Genomic DNA, 20,190 nt, shown 5'->3' with positions numbered 1-20,190 from the left:
AACCTGTCGCGGCCTGACAAGTTCATCAACATTGTCGATACCGAAGTCGCCGATTATCTCGACAAGGAAGATTTTCTGGTGCGGCTCGAGCGTGGCGATTTCGACAGCAAGTTCTCCGCCGTGCTGCATCAGGGCGCCTGTTCCAATACGATGGAAACGGACGGCCGCTACATGATGCGCAATAATTATCAATACAGCATTGCGCTGTTCGAGTTCTGCCAGCGGGAGAAGATACCGTTCATCTACGCGTCCTCTGCCGCGGTGTACGGCAGCAGCGCGACCTTCAAGGAGGAACGGCAGTATGAACGGCCGCTGAATGTGTATGGCTACTCAAAATTCCTGTTCGACCAATACGTGAAAAAGTTCTGGTCTACGCATGGCAGGCAGTCCGCCGCTCCGGTCGTGGGACTGCGTTATTTCAACGTGTATGGGCCGCGCGAGAATCACAAGGGCACGATGGCGTCGGTTGCATTCCATCAATACAACGAATTCCTCGCAAACGGAAAAGTGAAACTCTTCGGCGGGCATGATGGCTATGAAGCCGGTGCCCAGATGCGGGATTTCATCTACGTGGACGACGTGGTCGATGTCAATCTGTTCTTCCTCGACCATCCGGAAAAGAGCGGCATCTTCAACCTTGGCACCGGACGCGCGCAACAATTCAACGATATCGCGGTTGCGGTGGTGAATGCACTGAAACCTTCCGGCACGCCGCTGACACTGGAGCAGATCGTTACCCAAGGCCTTCTCGAATACATTCCTTTTCCGGACAAGCTCAAGGGCAAGTACCAGAGCTTTACCCAGGCCGACATTGCACAGTTGCGCGATGCCGGTTACGACAAGCCGTTTGCCGATGTCGCCACCGGCGTCAGCAGGTATATCCAATGGCTTAAGGCCTGATGTTTGTCATCTGGTTGCACCTGCCGCAATTACATCCTTTGCCAATCGTGCAACCAGCGCCTTTGCCCGCACCATCGCGGCACAAGCGAAACTAGAGTATTTCTTCACCGCGCCGTGATCCGGTCGCATAAATGCTAAACCAATCTCCGTAGCACTTGTCATATCAGACTGCCTGATATGGCGAACAGGAAATTCCGTTTCCGTCAGCAGCGGCATTGCACCCAATTACCGGGTCGTTCACCATGTCTCCGCTGGATGTCTTGTTAAATCGGTATCGGAGAAGCTTTTGGCACGACAGACACATTCAGCCATCCAAACTAGACCCTGGCATGGACTAGGGAAAATACGTAAAACTCTGGACGAACTCAAAGGCCATTTTGACAAGGTGCTTGTCTGGCCCTTGCTGATCCTTGCGCTGACGATCCTCGGATGGTCCATGCTGTTGATGAAACTGGATACCGACAAACAGGAGATCCAGCAGTTTTCATTGCAGCAAAGCGCTACCCTGGCGCAGGCTTATGCGGATCATCTGGCGCGCAATTTTGAAGCGATTGACCAGATTGCCCTGCACGTCAAATACGAATGGGAATTATCGAAAGGCACGCTCAAGCTGGATACCGCGCGTGCCCGGGGTTTGTTTCCCTCTTCTGAACTGGTGCTGGTAACGATCGTCGACAGGAAGGGCGATACCGTCACAAGTACCGCGCCCGTCGACAAACCGGTCAACATTGCCGACCGCGAGCACTTCAAGGTGCATATCGATAACCGCGAGGACATTTTATTTATCAGCAAGGTGTTGATAGGACGCCTGTCCGGCCGCCCGGTGATCCAGTTTTCCCGCAAGCTGACCGGGCCGGACGGCAGTTTCGATGGCGTGGTGGTGGTGTCGGTCGAGCCTGCATTCCTCGCATTGTCGTTCGACTTCAGCAGCCTGGGCCAGAACGGCCTGCTGGCCGCTGTCGGAGAAGATGGCACGGTGCGGGTGGCGCGGGTCGGCAAGGTCGTGCCGGCGCAGCAGCATCCGCCGCTGATCAGATTGCCGGAGATGCGCTCTGCGCATGGAAGCATGCTGGCGGCTGCCGACTGGTTTGAGGATGGCCGCAGCCGCTTCCTGAGCTGGCAGGGCTTGAAGACGTATCCCTTCATGGCGATCGCCGGTATCGATGCGCAGGACATGCTGATCCCTTACCGCAAGGAGCGGGAGACGTCGATAGCGCTTGGCGTGCTTGCCACCCTGGCCGCATTGATTATCGCGATATTGGCGACTGTCGCCTCGGCACGCCTGGTGCTGGCACGGTCGAACGCAAAGCGGTTGCGCGATGCTTACCGGATGGCCACCGAATCGGGCAACGACGGATTCTTCATCTGCGAAGCACTGCATGACAACGAGGGAACGATCGTCGATTTCAGGGTGATGGATTGCAACCGTCGTGGCGCGGAACTGATACGCCGCCACCGGGACAGCCTGATCGGGCTGCGCTTGTCACGGCTGTATGCGCGTCCCTTTTTCACCGAAGTACTGGCAATATTCCGCAATGCCATGGAGCGCGGCATCAGCGAGGGCGAGTATCAGGTCCCGGAAGGCAGCCTGCTCAACGTCAAATGGGCGTACAAGAAACTGGTCCGCTCCGGCAACAGCCTGGCGATTACGCTTCGGGATATCAGCGACCAGAAACTTCATCTCGAAGAGCTCGAGCGGCGCGGCAACGAGGATGCGCTGACGTCGCTGCACAACCGTCACTGGCTGCATGCGTTTCTTCCCAAGGCGCTGGAAAAGGCCTCGGAAAATAACAAGATGCTGGCGCTGCTGTTCATCGACATCGACGGCTTCAAGGCGGTCAACGATTCGATGGGACATGCCGCCGGCGACGAACTGCTGCGCATCGCGGCATCGCGGCTGCAATCCGTGCTCCGGCCGCAGGACAAGGTAGTACGCCTCGGCGGCGACGAATTCCTGATCGTGCTGGAGGACGTCGAACAGCAGGCCGATGCATCCCACATCGCGCGTCGGGTGCTGGAAGTATTCGGCGAAAAGTTCAAGCTCAAGATGGCCATGCATACGGTGGGCGTATCGGTCGGCATCAGCCTGTTTCCAAGAGACGGCCGGGATGCGAAAACCCTGCTGCAGAACGCCGATATCGCGATGTACTCGGCCAAGGAAAGCGGCAAGGGCCAGTCGCGCTTCTACGACCCGGTGTTCTACGACAAGCTGCGCCTGCGCCTCGAAACCGAACGCAAGCTGCGCGATGCGCTCGATCTCGACCAGTTCGTCATGTTCTACCAGCCGCGCCTCGACATGCGTACCGGCCGGGTATGCGGGCTGGAAGCCCTGATCCGCTGGAATCATCCGGAAGACGGTTTGATGGAACCAATGCGCTTCATCACGATCGCGGAAGAAAGCGGCCTGATCCTCAACCTGGGCAGGCAGGCGATGGAAAAAGTCTGCGCGCAGATCGCCCAATGGTCATGCGCCGACCATCGCTGCGTGCCGGTATCGATCAATGTATCCCCGCGCCAATTCCAGGAAGGCAACCTCAAAAACATCCTGGCCGCCTGCCTTGCGCGGCATAACGTCGCGCCGGGACTGGTGGAAATCGAAGTGACCGAAAGCTCGATGATGGGTGAGGACGCCGAAATATCGATGGAAATGGAAGCGCTGCAGACATTGGGGGTGAAGCTGCTGGTGGACGACTTCGGCACCGGTTATTCCTCGCTGTCGCAGTTGCAGCGCCTCGACATGGATGGCCTGAAAATCGACCGCGCCTTCACCTCCGAACTGGGACGCTCCGACGAGGGCGAGGTGTTCTTCACCGCCATCGTCACGATGGCGCATGCGCTGGGCATGCGGGTTGTCGCCGAAGGTGTGGAAACGCGCCAGCAGGTGGATATCCTGAAGCGGCTGCTTTGCGACGAGATCCAGGGATTCTATGTGTCGCGCCCGGTGCCGGCGGCGGCGATTCCGGCGCTGATTGAGAATCCGAAGCTGCTGGCGGCGTGAGTGAAAGTTTTTAAGTTAATTTTCGCGCCCACTTATTGCCGACAGGGTTGCAAGGAACTGCACTGCCACTCGTAAAACCCAACCAAGCCAATGCAGAAAGGCTGTGGTAGTTGAATTCCGCTTGGACGCTGCCGAGAAAAAGGGTGCCATAGCGGATAAAGAAGCGAAATCTGTCTGAGCCGCAGGCGAGTTTATTTCGCTTCCCGCTTTGGCACCCTTTTTCTCGGGGACCCCGAAGGGGCAGCGTCCCTGCGGTCGCCTTCTTTTGCTTACTTTTCTTGGCGAGACAAGAAAAGTAAGTGGCCTGCCGGGGCCAGTCCCGGCTAGTCTCTTCGGAACCGTAAGGGTTGCATCACCGGAGACACTCCGTAGCTCTGGATTCCCGCCTGCGCGGGAATGACGAAGGTGATGCATTGCTGGAGACAGTCCGTAGCTCTGAATTCCCTTGCAGGACGCGCACTGACTTGCAAGCGAGTACCGTTGCGCAGACGGACAGCATGCTGGCCGACTTCCCTGCTCTACCCTCAGCGGGAATGACAAGGATGATCGATTAACGGGGACACTCGGTTACTCTGAATTCCCTAATGAAAATCCTTAAACACCACCCCCTCCCCCAATGACGGCGGCCGGTTGATCCGCGACCAATGCCCGCTCAGCATGATCTCCTCGAACTTCTCCGCCGGCACCGGTGGACTGAAGATGAAACCCTGCGCACTGGTGCAGTCGCGCGCCTTCAGGTACGCGAGCTGTTCGGCGGTTTCCACGCCGCCGGCGGATACGCCGATACCCAGGTTATGCGCCAGGTTGATGATGGCCGAGGTGATCGCCGAATCCTTCCGGCGGTGCGGCAAATGCTGCACGAATGCCTTGTCGATCTTCAGGCCGTCGACCTCGAATTCCTTCAGGTCGATCAGTGCATTGCTGCCGGTGCCGTAGTTATCGATGGTGATGCGCACGCCGAGCGCACGCAACTCGGTCAACTGGCGCTTGATGTCCGGATGCTTGGTCAGCATCGATTCGGCGATTTCGATTTCCAGAGAGTTCGACGCCAGGCCGGTCTCTTCCAGGATCGGGCGGATCATCTTGACGAACTGCGGATTGCTGAACTGCCGCGCCGAGCAGTTGACCGATATCCGCAGTTCCGGCATGCCTTGCTCCTGCCAATTCTTCACCTGCCTGCAGGCTTCGCGCAATGCCCAATCGCCGATCTCCACGATCAGGCCGGTTTCTTCCGCTATCGCCAGAAAGTCGTTGGGCAGCACCAGTTCGAGTTCGGTCGCCTGCCAGCGCAGCAGGGCTTCCACGGTTGAAATGGTCCAGTTGTTCAGATCGATCTGCGGCTGGTAGTACAGCTCGAATTCACGGTTCTTCAGCGCATTGCGCAACGCAAGCTCACGATCTTTCTTCCAGTTGCGCTCCATGTGGATATCGGCGGTATAGACCTGGTAGGTGCCGCGGCCTGCGCTCTTCGCCCGGTACAGCGCCAGGTCGGATTTTTTCAGCAGTTCAACCGAGCTTTTCGCATCGGTCGGGTAAGTGCTGATGCCGATGCTGGTGCCGCCGATGACTTCGTTGCCGTCGAGGTAGTACGGACGGCCGAGTTCGATGATGATTTTTCGTGCCAGGGTTTCCGCCGCTTCCGGCTGCGATACATCGGTCTGGATCAGCACGAATTCATCACCCCCCAGGCGCGCGACGAAGTCCGTTTCGCGCAGCGAAGACAGGATGCGCATGGCCACTTCCTTGAGCAGCAGATCGCCGACATGATGGCCGAAGGTATCGTTGACATGCTTGAAGCGGTCCAGGTCGAGCAGCAGCACCGACAGAGGCGCCTTGGTCCGCTCCGACATGGCGATGGCCTGGTGCAGGCGGCTGCTGAAGCTGACGCGGTTCGGGAGGCCCGTCAGCACATCATGATTGGCGAGGAATTGTGTCTGCTCCTCGACCAGCCGGTGCGCGGTCTGGTCGCGCATGATCTTGACGAAACCGCGCAGGCTGCCATCCTCGTTGCGCATCGGGGTCACCACACCGACTGCCCAGAAGCGGCTGCCGTCGCGGCGCAGATGCCAGCGGTCGTCCTCCGAGCGCCCAACCATTTCGGCCTCGATAAGCTCCCGCGACGGCTCGCCCATGCCGCGGTCTTCCGGCGTGAACAGGTCCGAAACCGGCTTGCCGACCGCTTCCTTCGTCGACAGGCCGAGCATTTTCTCGGCACCGGAATTCCAGCTGATGATGGTGCCGTGCGGGTCCATCATCATGATGGCGTAATCGGTCGATGCCTCGACCAGCAATTGATAATTTTCCTGCGCCTGCCGCAATGCCTTTTCCGTCTGGATGCGCTGGGTGATGTCGGCATTGGTTTCCAGGTAGCGCAGCGGGCGGCCGTCCTGCAACTCCAGCGACCATTGACTGAACACGACCAGTTCCCGGCCATCCTTGGCGACATGGACCAGTTCGCCTTCCCAGTACTGCGTCTCCTGTATCGCTTTCTGGATTTCTTCCAGCGGCTGCGGATACTGCGTTTGCAGCAGTTCGTGGCACACGCGGCCGATCGCCTCCTCCCTGGTGTACTTATATAACCGTTCGGCGCTGCGGTTCCAGTAGGTAATGATGTGATCGGGCGAGCGCACCAGGATCGCATCATGCGACAGGTCGAGCAGGCTGGCCTGTTCCTGCAGCAGGCGCGCCTGTTGCGCGAGCGCTTCTTCGCGCTTCCTCAATTCCGTAATGTCGTGGAAAACGACCACGGCGCCGATCAGCACGCCATTGCCGTCCACCATCGGCCGCGCGTTGGCGCTGATCCAGCGGCCTTTGCCACCCTCCGGATGACAGCTGTAAGCGATCAGGCCATTGACGTGTTCGCCTCGCAGCGCCCGCGCCAGCGGCCGGTCGGCCGGCGCATACGGCGTCCTTCCATCGGGCTGGCACAGTGCGAAAGCCAGAAAAGTGTCCCTGGCTTCACCATCGACCGGCCTTACGTGCAGCAGGCGCTGCCCCGCGGCATTCATGACGATGATGCGCCCTGTTACGTCGGCCACCACTACCGCATCGGCCATGCTGTCGAGGATCGACTGCGTGATGTGCTCCTGCGCCCGGACTTCCTTTTCCAGTTGCTTGCGGCTGGATATGTCCCGCAGCGACGCGGAGAAAATCATGCGGCCCGAGGATGGAATCGGCGTGACGCTCAGCTCGACCGGAATTTCGCTGCCATCCTTGCGGCGGGCCGACAGCTCGACCCGCTTGCCGAGCATGGTCGCCTCGCCTGTTTCGAGAAAGTGCGCCATGCCGGTCAAATGCGCGGCATGATGGCGCTCCGGAATGATGGTGTCGATCAGGCGCAAACCGCAGGCCTCCTCCCGCGTCCAGCCGAAGGTCCGTTCTGCCTGCAGGCTCCACTCCACTATCCGGCTTTGTTCGTCGATGGCGATAAACGAATCCAGTGCATTGTCGATGATGAGGCGGTAAAGCTGGTCCGATTCGTCGGGCCGGAGATAGCTCATGTTTAATTAATTTAATGCCGAAAAGTACATGACGGTCTGACAGCGCAACTTGGATGTGGTTCGGGAAATTGTCACTGTATAAACGACGCCCACAATTTACTTGCTGGACCTCATCCGATTGCCAATGGCAAAAATGCGACAGCCTGTCAAACGGTGAAACATTCAGGATAGAATGATTGTCATTATTTATAAGCTGTCAAAAAGGAGATCCACCTTCGCTGCAGCGCAGCAAGGTGATGATCGTTACCCGAATTCCAACCGTCTTATTGTCTTCGCACCATGACTACACGGCAGTGCCTTCCGCCCGTTCACGTCTTCGGTGACTGATGATTCATTCGGGATGCCGATGATGGAAGCGCTTCTCAAACATTTGATCGACATCACCTGTCAGCGCGATCACACGCTGCTCGACAGCTCTGTCGTTTCGGCGCTGCATGATCTGGTCGGGGCGGATCAGGTCCGGGTACATGAACTGTTCCGGTTCCGGGACCAGATGTACATCCGTCCGAAAACCTGGATCGAGAACGGCAAGGCGGTTTCCGCGGAAGATTGCATGACCGCGGACCAGTACAAGGGCGAGCCGATCAGTCGCTACCCGATCCTGCTCGATGCAATCCAGAAACAGCTGGAATCCGTCACTCAGGCGACCCCTGGCATCGGTCATACCCTCTGGATGCCGATCTGGCTCCAGGACAAGGTGAATACCTGTATCGAAATCGTCAATCCGACGCCGTATTCGGAAAGCACCATGCATGTAATGGAAGGCATTCTGAGCGTCTACCGCAACTACCAGAACATACTGGACTACAGCGAACGCGATTCCCTTACCGGCTTGCTGAACCGGAAAACCTTCGACGAAAAATTTTCCCGCATGCTGGCTGCAAGCATCGCCGATGCGCCACCGCAGAATCAGGAAGAGCGGCGGCAGGGCGGTGTCGAAAAGGGGCAATGGCTGGCGGTCGTGGACATCGATCACTTCAAGCGGGTAAATGACCAGTTCGGCCACCTGTACGGCGATGAGGTATTGATCCTGGTGGCTAACCTGCTGCGCGCATCGTTCCGCTCACAGGACCGGGTGTTCCGCTTCGGCGGCGAGGAATTCGTCGTGCTGCTGCGCTCGACCACGCTGGAAGAGGCCGACCGGATATTCGAGCGCTTCCGCCGCAACGTCGAGAAACATGAGTTCCCGCAGGTCGGGCAGGTCACCGTCAGCCTCGGGTTTGCCGCCATCACCCAGGAATCGCCGGTCGTGATCCTCGGCCATGCCGATCAGGCGCTCTATTATGCAAAGGAAAACGGCAGGAACCGCGTTTGCCACTATGACAAGCTTGTCGACAGCGGCTTGTTGCGATCCGAGGTGTCGAACGACACCGTCGAATTCTTCTGAAGACGATCCGTCAGTCCCTGCGCCTTACAAGGCGCGCTTGACGCCTGCCATCAACGCGCCGGCAATCAGCAATAGTCCCCCTGCCGCCCGGTTGCTTGCAGTCACGAATTTTTCATTCGCCGTAAAGCGCCTCGACTTGCTGCCGACCCAGGCATACAGGGTATAAGCGGCGGTATCGAGCGCAATGCAGGTAACGCCGAACATCAGCAGTTGCATGCCGACCGGTCGCGTCGGATCGATGAACTGCGGCAGAAGCGCGACGAAGTACAACAACGCTTTCGGGTTCGACAATTCCACCACCACTGCCTGCCAGAATGCACGCGATCCTCCGATCGATTGCCCCGGATCGGCGCTGACCGTCAATGCGCTCGCCTTGCTGCGGATAGCCGAAATGCCCAGATAGAAGAGGTAGGCGACGCCTACCCATTTCACAATCGAGAACAAGGTGTTGCTGGCGACGATCAGTGCTGCGATGCCGGTCGCCGACAGCGCGAAGTAAATCGCATTTCCGACGGCAATGCCGGCAATCGCCCAATAGGAACGGCGCAGTCCGTTGGACATGGCCTGTGCCACCACCAGCAGCGCCGCCGGTCCGGGCGTCAGGCAGACCACCGCCGTGGTGACGACGAAGAGCAGATAGGTTTCCCAGTTCATCATTTTCCCCTTTGATTATGTTGTTCAATGTTCTGTGCCGGCATAAATCCACATCGCCAGGGTCCGGCCAGCCGGGTGAAAACCCACGGACTGATAGAACCCGATAGCCTTGCCGTCCGCCACCAGCATCTGCTGATGGAAGCCGGCGTACCTCATTCGCAGTGCGGACATCATTCGCCCGCCTATTCCCTGCCGCTGGAATTCGGGATGCACCAGCAGGTGCGGGTAATAGACGACCAGATGCCCGTCCGAGATGGCATTGCCCAGGCCGATCAGGCGTCCGGCGCGGCGCGCGGTGACCAGCGAGTGCGAATTCGACAATGCCGCCAGCAGTTGCTCAGGCTTATCGGCGGACGACCAGCGGTTCGCGCGGTACAGCATCAGCACTTCACTTTCTTCCACGCTGTCAGCGAGATTGATGTCAATGTCCATTCCCTGCCATTCCAGAAAAGTTCACCCATGCCATAGCTTATGCGCCGCAGGCGCTGGACTGAATGCACAATGAAAGGCAATATCGCTAACTCACCTTTGTTTTTATCGAAATTGGATGGTTCCGCCATGAAAATCGAACTCGACGCAATGGATGCCAGAATACTCGACATCCTGCAGTCCGACGCGCGCACCACGATGGCGGAGATCGGCCGGCGGGTGCACATGAGCCAGCCGGCGGTCGCCGAACGGGTCCGGCGCATGGAAGCCGCCGGCGTGATCGCCGGCTACCATGCCCAAGTGAACCCGGCGGCGCTCGGCTACGGCATCACCGCCTTCATACGGGTATCCAAGCGCAGCCACCAGACGCCGGTGGAGGTGGTGGCGGCGGAATTGCCGGAAATCGTCGAATGCCATTCAATCACCGGCGATGACTGCAGCATCGTCAAGGTGATCGCGCCGTCGGTGGCGGAACTGGAAAAGGTCATCGTGGCGCTGACCCGCTGCGGCGTCACCTCGACATCGCTGATCCTGTCGTCCTTCATCGAACGCAAGGCCATCAAGCCGGCGGGCTGACGCGGCGCAAACCGGCGGGCTGCGGCGGTCGCTTGACGTTAACGTTAACGTAAGCTACCGTAACGACCGTCCCTCCTTCCCGGATCCCGCCATGACCGACCTTTCCATTGCGCAAAAACTGACCGAGTACAAGCCCCTCAACAAGGTCCGTTTCGTCACCGCCGCCTCGCTGTTCGACGGCCACGACGCCTCGATCAACATCATGCGGCGCATCCTGATGGCCAACGGCGCCGAAGTCATCCACCTCGGTCACAACCGCTCGGTCGACGAGATCGTGACGGCGGCGCTGCAGGAGGATGCGCACGGCATCGCGATCTCCAGCTACCAGGGCGGGCACGTCGAATACTTCAAGTACATGATCGACCTGCTGAAGCAGCGCGGCGGCGAGCACATCAAGGTCTTCGGCGGCGGTGGCGGCGTGATCGTGCCGTCCGAGATCGCCGAACTGCATGCCTACGGCGTCTCGCGCATCTTCAGTCCGGAAGACGGCCAGCGCATGGGATTGGTCGGCATGATTTTGTCGATGATCCAGGCCTGCGACATCGACCTCGCGGCGACCGCGCCGACCGGATTGACGATGCTCACGGAGGGCGACTTCGAACGGCGCCAGCGGCCGCTGGCGCAGCTGATCACCGCGCTGGAAAGCGGCAAGGTCTCCGCGGCTTTCAAACAGGAATTGCATGCGGCGGCCAAAGCGGCCACCGCGCCGGTGCTCGGCATCACCGGCACTGGCGGCGCAGGCAAGTCGTCGCTGACCGACGAGCTGATCCGGCGCATCCGGCTCGACCAGCAGGATAGCCTGAATATCGCGCTGATCTCGATCGACCCGTCGCGCCGCAAATCCGGTGGCGCGCTGCTGGGCGACCGCATCCGCATGAACGCGATCAATCCTTGGGGCGGTCCGCCACGCATCTTCATGCGTTCGCTGGCGACGCGCGAAGCCGGCTCCGAAATTTCGCAGGCGCTGCCGGACGTGATCGCCGCCTGCAAGGCGACCGGATTCGACCTGGTGATCGTCGAAACCTCCGGCATCGGCCAGGGCGACGCGGCGATCGTGCCGCATGTGGACCTGAGCATGTATGTGATGACGCCGGAATTCGGCGCCGCGTCGCAGCTGGAAAAAATAGACATGCTGGATTTCGCGGACTTCGTCGCCATCAACAAGTTCGATCGCAAGGGAGCGCAGGATGCATTGCGCGATGTGGCGAAGCAATACCAGCGCAACCGCGAACTGTGGGGCAAGTCGCCGGAGGAAATGCCGGTGTACGGCACGCAGGCATCGCGCTTCAACGATGATGGCGTGACGGCGCTGTACCAGGGTTTGTTGCCGAAGCTGGCAGAACGGGGATTGAAGACGCAGCCCGGCAAGCTGGCGCCGGTGTCGGTGCGTTTCTCGTCGGGGAAGAATGCGATCGTGCCGCCGGCGCGCTCGCGTTACCTGGCGGAGATCGCGGATACGGTGCGCAGCTATCACCGCCATGCGCAGAAGCAGGTGAAGCTGGCGCGGGAGCGGCAGCAGCTGCAGGAATCCAAGCGCATGGTGGAGGCTGCCGGCAGGACGGCGAATTTCGACGATGTGATTCAAGATCGCGATAACGCAATGGACAGCGCAGCAAAGAAGCTGCTGGCGATGTGGCCCGCCACGCAGGCGGCCTACGCCGGCGATGATTTCGTCACGAAGATCCGCGACAAGGAAATCCGCACCCGCCTCGTGCAAAAGACGCTGTCCGGCACCACCATCCGCAAGGTATCGCTGCCGAAGTTCGAAGACCATGGCGAAATCCTGCGCTGGCTGCTGTTGGAAAATCTGCCCGGCGCCTTCCCCTATACCGCCGGCGTCTTCCCGTTCAAGCGCGAGGGCGAGGACCCGACCCGGATGTTCGCCGGTGAAGGCGATGCCTTCCGCACCAACCGCCGCTTCAAGCTGGTGTCCGAAGGCATGGAGGCCAAGCGCCTGTCGACCGCCTTCGATTCGGTGACGCTGTACGGCGCCGATCCGGCCCTGCGCCCGGACATCTACGGCAAGATCGGCAACTCCGGCGTGTCGATCGCGACGCTGGACGACATGAAGGTGCTGTACGATGGCTTCGACCTGTGCAGTCCATCCACCTCGGTGTCGATGACCATCAACGGTCCTGCGCCGAGCATCCTGGCGATGTTCATGAATACCGCGATCGACCAGCAGCTCGACAAGTTCCGCGCCGACAACGGGCGCGAGCCGAGCGCCGACGAAGCGGCGAAGATCCGGGCATGGGTGCTGCAGAACGTGCGCGGCACGGTGCAGGCCGATATCCTGAAGGAAGACCAGGGCCAGAATACCTGCATCTTCTCGACCGAGTTTTCGCTGAAGGTGATGGGCGATATACAGGAGTATTTCGTGCAGCACCAGGTGCGCAATTTCTATTCGGTGTCGATCTCCGGTTATCACATCGCCGAAGCCGGCGCGAATCCGATCTCGCAGCTCGCCTTCACCTTGTCGAACGGCTTCACCTTCGTCGAGGCCTATCTCGCGCGCGGCATGCACATCGACGACTTCGCGCCCAACCTGTCGTTCTTCTTTTCCAACGGCATGGACCCGGAATACACGGTGCTGGGACGTGTCGCGCGGCGCATCTGGGCGGTGGCGATGCGCGACAAGTACGGCGCCAACGAACGCGCGCAAAAACTCAAGTACCACATCCAGACGTCCGGCCGCTCGCTGCATGCGCAGGAGATCGATTTCAACGATATCCGCACCACGCTGCAGGCGCTGATCGCCATCTACGACAACTGCAATTCGCTGCATACCAACGCCTACGACGAAGCCATCACCACGCCAACCGACGAGTCGGTGCGCCGGGCGCTGGCGATCCAGCTCATCATCAACCGCGAATGGGGTCTGGCGAAGAACGAAAACCCGAACCAGGGCAGCTTCATCATCGAGGAACTGACCGACCTGGTGGAAGAGGCGGTGCTGCAGGAGTTCGAACGCATCGCCGAACGCGGCGGCGTGCTGGGCGCAATGGAGACCGGCTACCAGCGCGGCAAGATTCAGGAAGAGTCGATGCATTACGAGCACCTGAAGCACGACGGCACGCTGCCCATCATCGGCGTCAATACCTTCCGCAATCCGAAAGGCGACCCGACGCCGCAGGCGCTGGAGCTGGCGCGCTCGACCGACGATGAAAAGCAGTCGCAGCTCAGGCGGCTGGCGGAATTCCATGCCCGCAACGCGGAGCAGGCTTCCGCCATGCTGGCCGAATTGCAGCAGACGGTAATCGACGACGGCAACGTGTTCGCGAAGCTGATGGACGCGGTGCGGGTGTGCTCGCTCGGGCAGATCACCGATGCATTGTTCGAGGTGGGCGGACAGTACCGGCGCAATATGTAAAACACATCTTGGGATTGTCGCCTTAGCTTGCGCAGGGCACCCGGAGTGCGGAAAACAGAAGTAGTATTCAACCTTCATTCACTCATCCCGGGACGACGCATGAGCAATGCCGCATCCGACCATTCCGCACTCGTCTCATGGAGCGGCGGCAAGGACTCCTGCCTTGCGATGTGGCGCGCCCGCCAGTCCGGTGTGACGATCCGCCGCCTGATCACCGCCATGGATGAATCCGGCGAAAGCGCGCGCTCGCATGGCGTGCCGCCGGAGTTGCTGGCCGCCCAGGCGGATGCGCTCGGCGCAGAAATGCGTTTCTACCGGACGTCCTGGAAAACCTACCAGGAGCGCTTCATCGCCACGCTGCGCGACGCACGCGCGGACGGCATCAGCCATGCGATCTTCGGCGACATCGATCTGGTGCCGCACCGCGAATGGGAAGAAAAGGTGTGCGCCGAAGCCGGCATCACGCCTTCCCTGCCGCTGTGGAACGAACCGCGACTGGCGCTCGTGCAGGAATTCCTGTCGCTCGGCTTCAAGGCGGTGGTTGTGTGCATCAACGGCAATTACCTGTCCGAGGATTTTTGCGGACGGAATTTTGATCAGGCGTTCATCGACGATCTGCCGGAAGGCGTCGACGCCTGCGGCGAGAACGGTGAATTCCACACCTTCGTCTACGACGGGCCGGCTTTTGCAAGGCCGGTCGCATTTCGACGGGGCGAGAAGCAGCGCTACGAATCGCCCGCGCCGCTGACGCCGGCAACCTATTTTTTTCAGAGACTGGTGGCGGCCTGAGTTGCAACGACGCGGCGGGAAGAAAGATGCAAAGGATGCGCAAATGGTTTGCAATCCAGCGCGACGCATTTGATCTCCTCGGCCACAGCGTCGTGCCATTCAATAAGCAACTCCATGCCCGCCCGATCAATGGCGTATCAAGCCTGAACGTGATAATCCACGTATCACGAGGCTGCGCGGCAGACGTGTGATCCATTCGCATAACCCGACCGCATGCATTGGGTCGGCACGCCCGATCGACGATAAAGAACCATCGTAGCTCAAGCGGCTGTCGCGCTTATTTCCCTTCCCCGCAGTCCTCTTCCAAACGCCAGCCGCCATCACGCTTGGCTCAACAACCTCGGTATCATCGAACAATACTTTGTTTTGATTTACGATACAGCATCATCCATTTCCAGGATGGTGAAACCGTTATCCCAAAAATTGAAGAAGAAAGACACACCCAATAAGTCCGAGAATGAAAAAAATAGTGAACAACTCCGTATTTAGTGCTGCCGTCGCAAGCACATTTCTGGCCGCGCCAACAGTTGCTGCCGACCCGACGCACGCGAATGAAGGCAAGATGGCATCGAACTGGATCCAAGCCAATGTTTCGAACGGCTTCACACTGACGGCCGTGGGCGACCTGATCATCACCGAGCCGATTCATCAGCGCATGAAGCGCACGTCGCCTGACTTGCTGAAACTCCTGCAAAACGCGGATGTCATTTTTGGCAATTTCGAAGACACGGCGATCGATATCAATAAGTTCGGCGGTTATCCGGATGCGATGTCCGGCGGCGGCTGGCTGATCAGTTCACCGAAAGTGCCGGCCGATCTGCGTGCAATGGGCTTCAATCTTGTCGCCCGTGCAAACAATCACACGACCGATTGGGGTGTCAAAGGCATGCGGTACACCAACAATCTTCTGGATGAGGCCGGCATTACCCATGCCGGGACAGGCGAAACCCTCGCCGAGGCTCGCGCAGCGAGAATCCTGTCAGTGCCCGCAGGCCGCATTTCCCTGGTATCGATTGCGTCCCGGTTTGAACTCAACTCCCGCGCCGCCGATCCGCTCGGACAGATTCCGGGACGCCCCGGATTAAATGCCCTGCGCACCACGCGATATGTCATGGTATCGCCGGAGCGACTGGCGGTACTGGCAAAAATCCGCGATGCGCAACCGAAGGGTTCGGTACGCAAATCGCTTCTCGAATCCGATGCGAAGACCGACACCGTCACGCTGTTCGGCACCAAGTACCGTGCCAGCCCGGGGATCGGCGACGGCCTGGCATTTACGTTCTCGATGGACGCACAGGACCGCAAGGAGATCATCCGCGCCGTCCGCCAGGGAAAGCAAACCTCGGACTTTGCGATAGCGACCATTCATACCCATGAGCCGGGCAACTATAGCGATGTGCCGCCGGATTTCCTGCCCATCCTGGCACGTGAGTCGATCGACAACGGCGCGGATGCCTTCATCGGTCACGGGCCGCATCAGCTGCGCGGTATCGAAATCTACAAGGGCAAGCCGATCTTTTATTCGCTCGGAAATTTCTTCTTCATGGACAATACGCAGCAGCCGATCACACGCGACGAATTCGAAAAGGACAAGGTCGATCCTGCATCGATGACCGAAGCCGAGTTCATGGAAATGAGGCGTGTGCACGGCGTGTTCAAGGAACGCGTATGGTTTGAAAGCGCTGTCGCTGTCAGCCGCTTTGACGAACAGGGCAATCTTCGCGAGATTCGCCTTCATCCGATCGAGCTGCATTGGGAAGGCGGCCGCGACGCCGACCGGGGCATTCCACGGATTGCATCGCCGGAAGTCGCCAAGCGCGTGCTGGAACAGTTGCAGAAATTGTCGCGGCCTTTCGGCACGAAGATCGACATCCAGAACGGCGTAGGCCTGATCCGTGTAGGCGCCTGACGGTCAGGAATCAGGAGAAACATGACTGGACGGGCAATTCGTGTCCCGTCTGTTTGCAGCCGGCATGACGACGCGCCGGCTGATCGCCGTCCGTCAGGAAGAAAAGCGGCGCAGTCCATCCAGATCGAGCACGGTGATCCGTCCGTACTCCAGTTTCACCAGTCCCGCCTCCTCCAGCACTTTCAGCCCGCCGTTGACCCGCTGGCGCGAAGCACCCGCCAGGTAGCCGATCTCTTCCTGCGAAATTTTTATTTCGGGACTGATACCCGGATTAAGGTGCGGATTGAACAAGGCGGCCAGACAGCGCGCGAGGCGCGCATTCGTATCGAGCATGCGGTCGAACTCGACCAGCGAAATGAACATGCCGAGGCGTTCGTTCAGCAGCGTCATGACGAAGCGGTTGAAGGCGATGCTGTTATCCAGCAGATCGAGAAACAGACTGCGGGGCATCAGGGCGAGACGGGTATCGCGTATCGCAATGACATCGTATTGCCGCGGCCCCGTCTTGAGCAGCGAACCCTCGCCGAACCAGCCGCCGCTCAGCAGGCCGGTAAAGGTGATGGTCTTGCCTTCCGGTGATTCGCTGCTCATCTTCACCAGTCCGTCGATGGCGCCGATCCAGTAATCGGCCGATTCCCCCTTGCGGCAGGCATAGCCGCCCGCCGGCACGAAGCGCTCGATTGTCTCCGCTTCCACCCGCGCCATTTGTTCGGCGCTCAGCGATTGCGCCCAGGCGGCCTGGCGCAGCATATCGATCAGGGAAAGTTCGGAGGAAATCATGGCGGCGATTCTGGAGATCCATACTGCGGGCGGAAACAGGTGGAATGCATCATATATGCCATGTTGCTCCATGCCAAGAACAACATGGTGCCAAATGAATCATGATCATGTGGCGACAAATATCCAATGCACCATTTGCTGCGATAATTGCACACCCTCGCCGGCGGCAACAATGCAAGGCCGCCCGGCTTCACATCATTTCATTTTTCCAATCTATCGACCATGCATGCAGGAATGCTTTATGCTGCCGCCGCTTATGCAATGTGGGGGCTTTTCCCGGTGTATTTCAAGGCGCTGCAACATGTGCCTGCCAGCGAAATCCTGGTGCACCGCATGGTGTGGTCGCTGTTGCTGGTGGTGGTGCTTCTGTCATTGCGCAAACAATGGGCGTGGCTGGGCGATGTCATGCGCAAGCCGAAAGTGCTGGCGGGTTTCGCGGCAAGCGCGGTTCTGCTGGCGAGCAACTGGTTTATTTACATCTGGGCGGTCAATCACGACCGGGTGGTCGAATCCAGTCTCGGCTACTTCATCAATCCTCTCTTCAATGTCCTGCTTGGCTTCATCGTGCTGCGCGAGCGGATGCGCCCCGGCCAATGGGCCGCGATCGCCATTGCCGCCTGCGGCGTGCTCTGGCTGACCTGGCAGGTGGGTCATCTGCCGTGGATCGCGCTGGCGCTGGCGGCGACCTTCGGCCTGTACGGGCTGCTGCGCAAGACCGCCGCGCTTGGCGCGCTCGAAGGACTGGCGCTGGAAACGCTGCTGCTGTTCCCGCTCGCCCTCGGCTACCTCGTCATGTTGTCGCTCGACGGACAGAACAGCTTTACCACCGGCACGCCGGCCACCCGCTGGCTGCTTGCGATCGCCGGACCGATCACCGCCATCCCCCTGCTATGCTTCGCCGCCGGCGCGCGCCGCATCCCGATGTCGGTGCTTGGCCTGCTGCAATATATCGGACCCACGCTGCAGCTCATGCTCGGCGTATGGCTCTACAACGAGGCCTTCGACGGCGCGCGGCTGATCGGCTTCGCACTGATCTGGACCGCGTTGCTGGTTTACTCGGCGGAGGGCCTCTGGCGGGCCTGGTCCGCCAAGGCCACTGCCGCATAACTGGCGTATCCTACTCATCTCTTTTCACGTAATCCGGAAAACCCCATGGCTCAATACGTCTACACAATGAACCGCGTCGGCAAGATCGTGCCGCCGAAGCGCCAGATTCTCAAGGACATTTCCCTGTCGTTCTTCCCCGGTGCCAAGATTGGCGTGCTCGGCCTGAACGGCTCGGGCAAGTCCACGCTGCTGAAGATCATGGCCGGCATCGACAAGGACATCCAGGGCGAAGCGGTGCCGATGCCGAACCTGAACATCGGCTACCTGCCGCAGGAACCGGAACTCGATCCCGAACAGACCGTGCGCCAGGCGGTAGAAGGCGGCCTCGGCGAAGTCTTCGAAGCAAAAGCGAAGCTTGACGCGGTCTATGCGGCCTATGCGGAACCCGATGCCGATTTCGACGCGCTGGCCGCCGAACAGGCGCGACTGGAAGCGATCATCTCGACCGCCGCCGGCGACAATCCCGAACAACAGCTGGAAATGGCCGCCGACGCGCTGCGCCTGCCGTCCTGGGACGCGAAGATCGGCGTGCTGTCCGGCGGCGAAAAGCGCCGCGTCGCGCTGTGCCGCCTGCTGCTGTCGAAACCCGACATGCTGCTTCTCGACGAACCGACCAACCACCTCGACGCGGAATCGGTCGACTGGCTGGAGCAGTTCCTGCAGCGCTTCCCCGGCACTGTGGTCGGCATCACCCACGACCGCTACTTTCTCGACAATGCCGCCGAGTGGATTCTCGAACTCGACCGCGGCCACGGTATTCCCTGGAAGGGCAACTACAGTTCCTGGCTGGAGCAGAAGAGCAACCGCCTGAAGCAGGAAGAGGCGAGCGAATCGTCGCGCCAGAAAACGATCGCCAAGGAACTGGAGTGGGTACGCCAGAATCCGAAGGGCCGGCAGGCGAAGAGCAAGGCGCGTCTGGCCCGCTTCAATGAATTGAGCGAACACGAATACCAGAAGCGCAACGAGACGCAGGAAATCTTCATCCCGGTCGCCGAGCGTCTCGGCAATGAAGTCATCGAATTCAAGAACGTGTCGAAAGCCTTTGGCGACCGCCTGCTGATCGACAACCTGAGCTTCACCGTGCCGCCCGGCGCGATCGTCGGCATCATCGGCCCGAACGGCGCCGGTAAATCAACGCTGTTCAAGATGATCACCGGCAAGGAAAAGCCGGACAGCGGCGAAGTCGTGATCGGCAAGACCGCCAAGGTGTCGATGGTCGACCAGTCGCGCGATACGCTCTCCAGCAACAAGACGGTCTTCGAGGATGTGTCGAACGGCGCCGACGTGCTGACGGTAGGCCGCTTCGAAATGCCGTCGCGGGCGTATCTTGGACGCTTCAACTTCAAGGGCAGCGACCAGCAGAAGATCGTCGGCAACCTGTCCGGCGGCGAACGCGGGCGCCTGCATCTCGCCAAGACGCTGCTGATGGGCGGCAACGTCCTGTTGCTGGACGAACCGTCCAACGACCTCGACGTGGAAACATTGCGCGCGCTGGAAGACGCCTTGCTGGAATTCGCCGGCAGTGTGCTCGTGATCTCCCACGACCGCTGGTTCCTTGACCGGATCGCCACCCACATCCTTGCCTTCGAGGGCGAGTCGCAGGTGGTGTTCTTCGACGGCAATTACCAGGAATACGAGGCGGACAAGAAGAAGCGCCTCGGCGAGGAAGGCGCGAAGCCGAAGCGGATCCGGTACAAGCCGATCACGCGTTAAGCTTCCGCATATAAAAAGGCCGCTCCGGAGAGCGGCCTTTTTACTTATTATTGTTGTTACCGATGCATCGGCACGCAG

14 protein-coding genes are annotated in these 20,190 nt (G+C 59.7%); 9 read left to right on the top strand and 5 right to left on the bottom strand.

Annotated features, from left to right (window positions below; genetic code table 11):
• A partial coding sequence (gene rfaD / locus VGU61_RS09745) for an ADP-glyceromanno-heptose 6-epimerase (protein WP_326858921.1) occupies positions 1-900 on the top strand: 900 nt, incomplete at its 5' end.
• Between the two features lie 6 nt (positions 901-906).
• On the opposite strand, the gene VGU61_RS09740 is transcribed toward rfaD, so the two are convergent.
• Positions 907-1,116, bottom strand: coding sequence for a hypothetical protein (locus VGU61_RS09740; RefSeq protein ID WP_326858920.1), 210 nt, complete (start codon positions 1,114-1,116; stop codon positions 907-909).
• 169 nt (positions 1,117-1,285) lie between these two features.
• Here VGU61_RS09740 and VGU61_RS09735 point away from each other — a divergent pair, with 169 nt between their 5' ends.
• Entirely contained in the window at positions 1,286-3,898 is a 2,613-nt protein-coding gene (locus VGU61_RS09735; RefSeq protein ID WP_326858919.1) for a bifunctional diguanylate cyclase/phosphodiesterase, read from the top strand.
• A 581-nt stretch (positions 3,899-4,479) separates the two neighbouring features.
• Here VGU61_RS09735 and VGU61_RS09730 read toward each other — a convergent pair.
• Positions 4,480-7,398 (bottom strand): PAS domain S-box protein, encoded by a 2,919-nt coding sequence (locus VGU61_RS09730; RefSeq protein ID WP_326858918.1) that lies wholly within the window; start codon positions 7,396-7,398, stop codon positions 4,480-4,482.
• Between the two features lie 349 nt (positions 7,399-7,747).
• Here VGU61_RS09730 and VGU61_RS09725 point away from each other — a divergent pair, with 349 nt between their 5' ends.
• On the top strand, positions 7,748-8,785 hold the full coding sequence (locus VGU61_RS09725; RefSeq protein WP_326858917.1) for a GGDEF domain-containing protein: 1,038 nt from the start codon (positions 7,748-7,750) through the stop codon (positions 8,783-8,785).
• Positions 8,786-8,809: 24 nt separating this feature from the next.
• Here the strand turns inward: VGU61_RS09725 and VGU61_RS09720 are convergent, their stop codons facing one another.
• Together VGU61_RS09720 and VGU61_RS09715 are read right to left on the bottom strand one after the other, a co-directional pair.
• A complete protein-coding gene (locus VGU61_RS09720) occupies positions 8,810-9,439 on the bottom strand; it encodes a LysE family translocator (protein WP_326858916.1) in 630 nt (209 codons plus the stop codon).
• Positions 9,440-9,463: 24 nt separating this feature from the next.
• Positions 9,464-9,871: a GNAT family N-acetyltransferase gene (locus tag VGU61_RS09715; protein WP_326858915.1), complete on the bottom strand. Its 408-nt coding sequence runs from the start codon at positions 9,869-9,871 to the stop codon at positions 9,464-9,466.
• A 126-nt stretch (positions 9,872-9,997) separates the two neighbouring features.
• On the opposite strand from VGU61_RS09715, the gene VGU61_RS09710 reads away from it, so the two are divergent.
• From VGU61_RS09710 to VGU61_RS09695, 4 genes are all read left to right on the top strand, one after another.
• Positions 9,998-10,444 carry an Lrp/AsnC family transcriptional regulator gene (locus VGU61_RS09710; protein ID WP_326858914.1) on the top strand — a complete coding sequence of 149 codons (447 nt, stop codon included), beginning with the start codon at positions 9,998-10,000 and terminating at the stop codon, positions 10,442-10,444.
• A 91-nt stretch (positions 10,445-10,535) separates the two neighbouring features.
• Positions 10,536-13,814 (top strand): fused isobutyryl-CoA mutase/GTPase IcmF, encoded by a 3,279-nt coding sequence (icmF, locus tag VGU61_RS09705; RefSeq protein WP_326858913.1) that lies wholly within the window; start codon positions 10,536-10,538, stop codon positions 13,812-13,814.
• Between the two features lie 99 nt (positions 13,815-13,913).
• Positions 13,914-14,603 (top strand): diphthine--ammonia ligase, encoded by a 690-nt coding sequence (locus VGU61_RS09700; RefSeq protein ID WP_326858912.1) that lies wholly within the window; start codon positions 13,914-13,916, stop codon positions 14,601-14,603.
• A gap of 457 nt (positions 14,604-15,060) precedes the next feature.
• Positions 15,061-16,512, top strand: coding sequence for a CapA family protein (locus VGU61_RS09695; RefSeq protein ID WP_326858911.1), 1,452 nt, complete (start codon positions 15,061-15,063; stop codon positions 16,510-16,512).
• 93 nt (positions 16,513-16,605) lie between these two features.
• Here the strand turns inward: VGU61_RS09695 and VGU61_RS09690 are convergent, their stop codons facing one another.
• Positions 16,606-17,292 carry a Crp/Fnr family transcriptional regulator gene (locus VGU61_RS09690; protein ID WP_326858910.1) on the bottom strand — a complete coding sequence of 229 codons (687 nt, stop codon included), beginning with the start codon at positions 17,290-17,292 and terminating at the stop codon, positions 16,606-16,608.
• A gap of 222 nt (positions 17,293-17,514) precedes the next feature.
• On the opposite strand from VGU61_RS09690, the gene rarD reads away from it, so the two are divergent.
• Together rarD and ettA are read left to right on the top strand one after the other, a co-directional pair.
• Positions 17,515-18,399, top strand: a complete 885-nt coding sequence (gene rarD / locus VGU61_RS09685) for an EamA family transporter RarD (protein ID WP_326858909.1) — start codon at positions 17,515-17,517, stop codon at positions 18,397-18,399.
• Between the two features lie 45 nt (positions 18,400-18,444).
• Positions 18,445-20,112 carry an energy-dependent translational throttle protein EttA gene (gene ettA / locus VGU61_RS09680; RefSeq protein WP_326858908.1) on the top strand — a complete coding sequence of 556 codons (1,668 nt, stop codon included), beginning with the start codon at positions 18,445-18,447 and terminating at the stop codon, positions 20,110-20,112.
• The last annotated feature ends 78 nt before the right edge of the window (positions 20,113-20,190 follow it).

The organism is Noviherbaspirillum sp. (assembly GCF_035944575.1).
GTDB lineage: Bacteria > Pseudomonadota > Gammaproteobacteria > Burkholderiales > Burkholderiaceae_D > Noviherbaspirillum.
The sequence above is the reverse complement of the archived record's forward strand: the minus strand, read 5'-3'. Positions and strand labels throughout refer to the sequence as shown.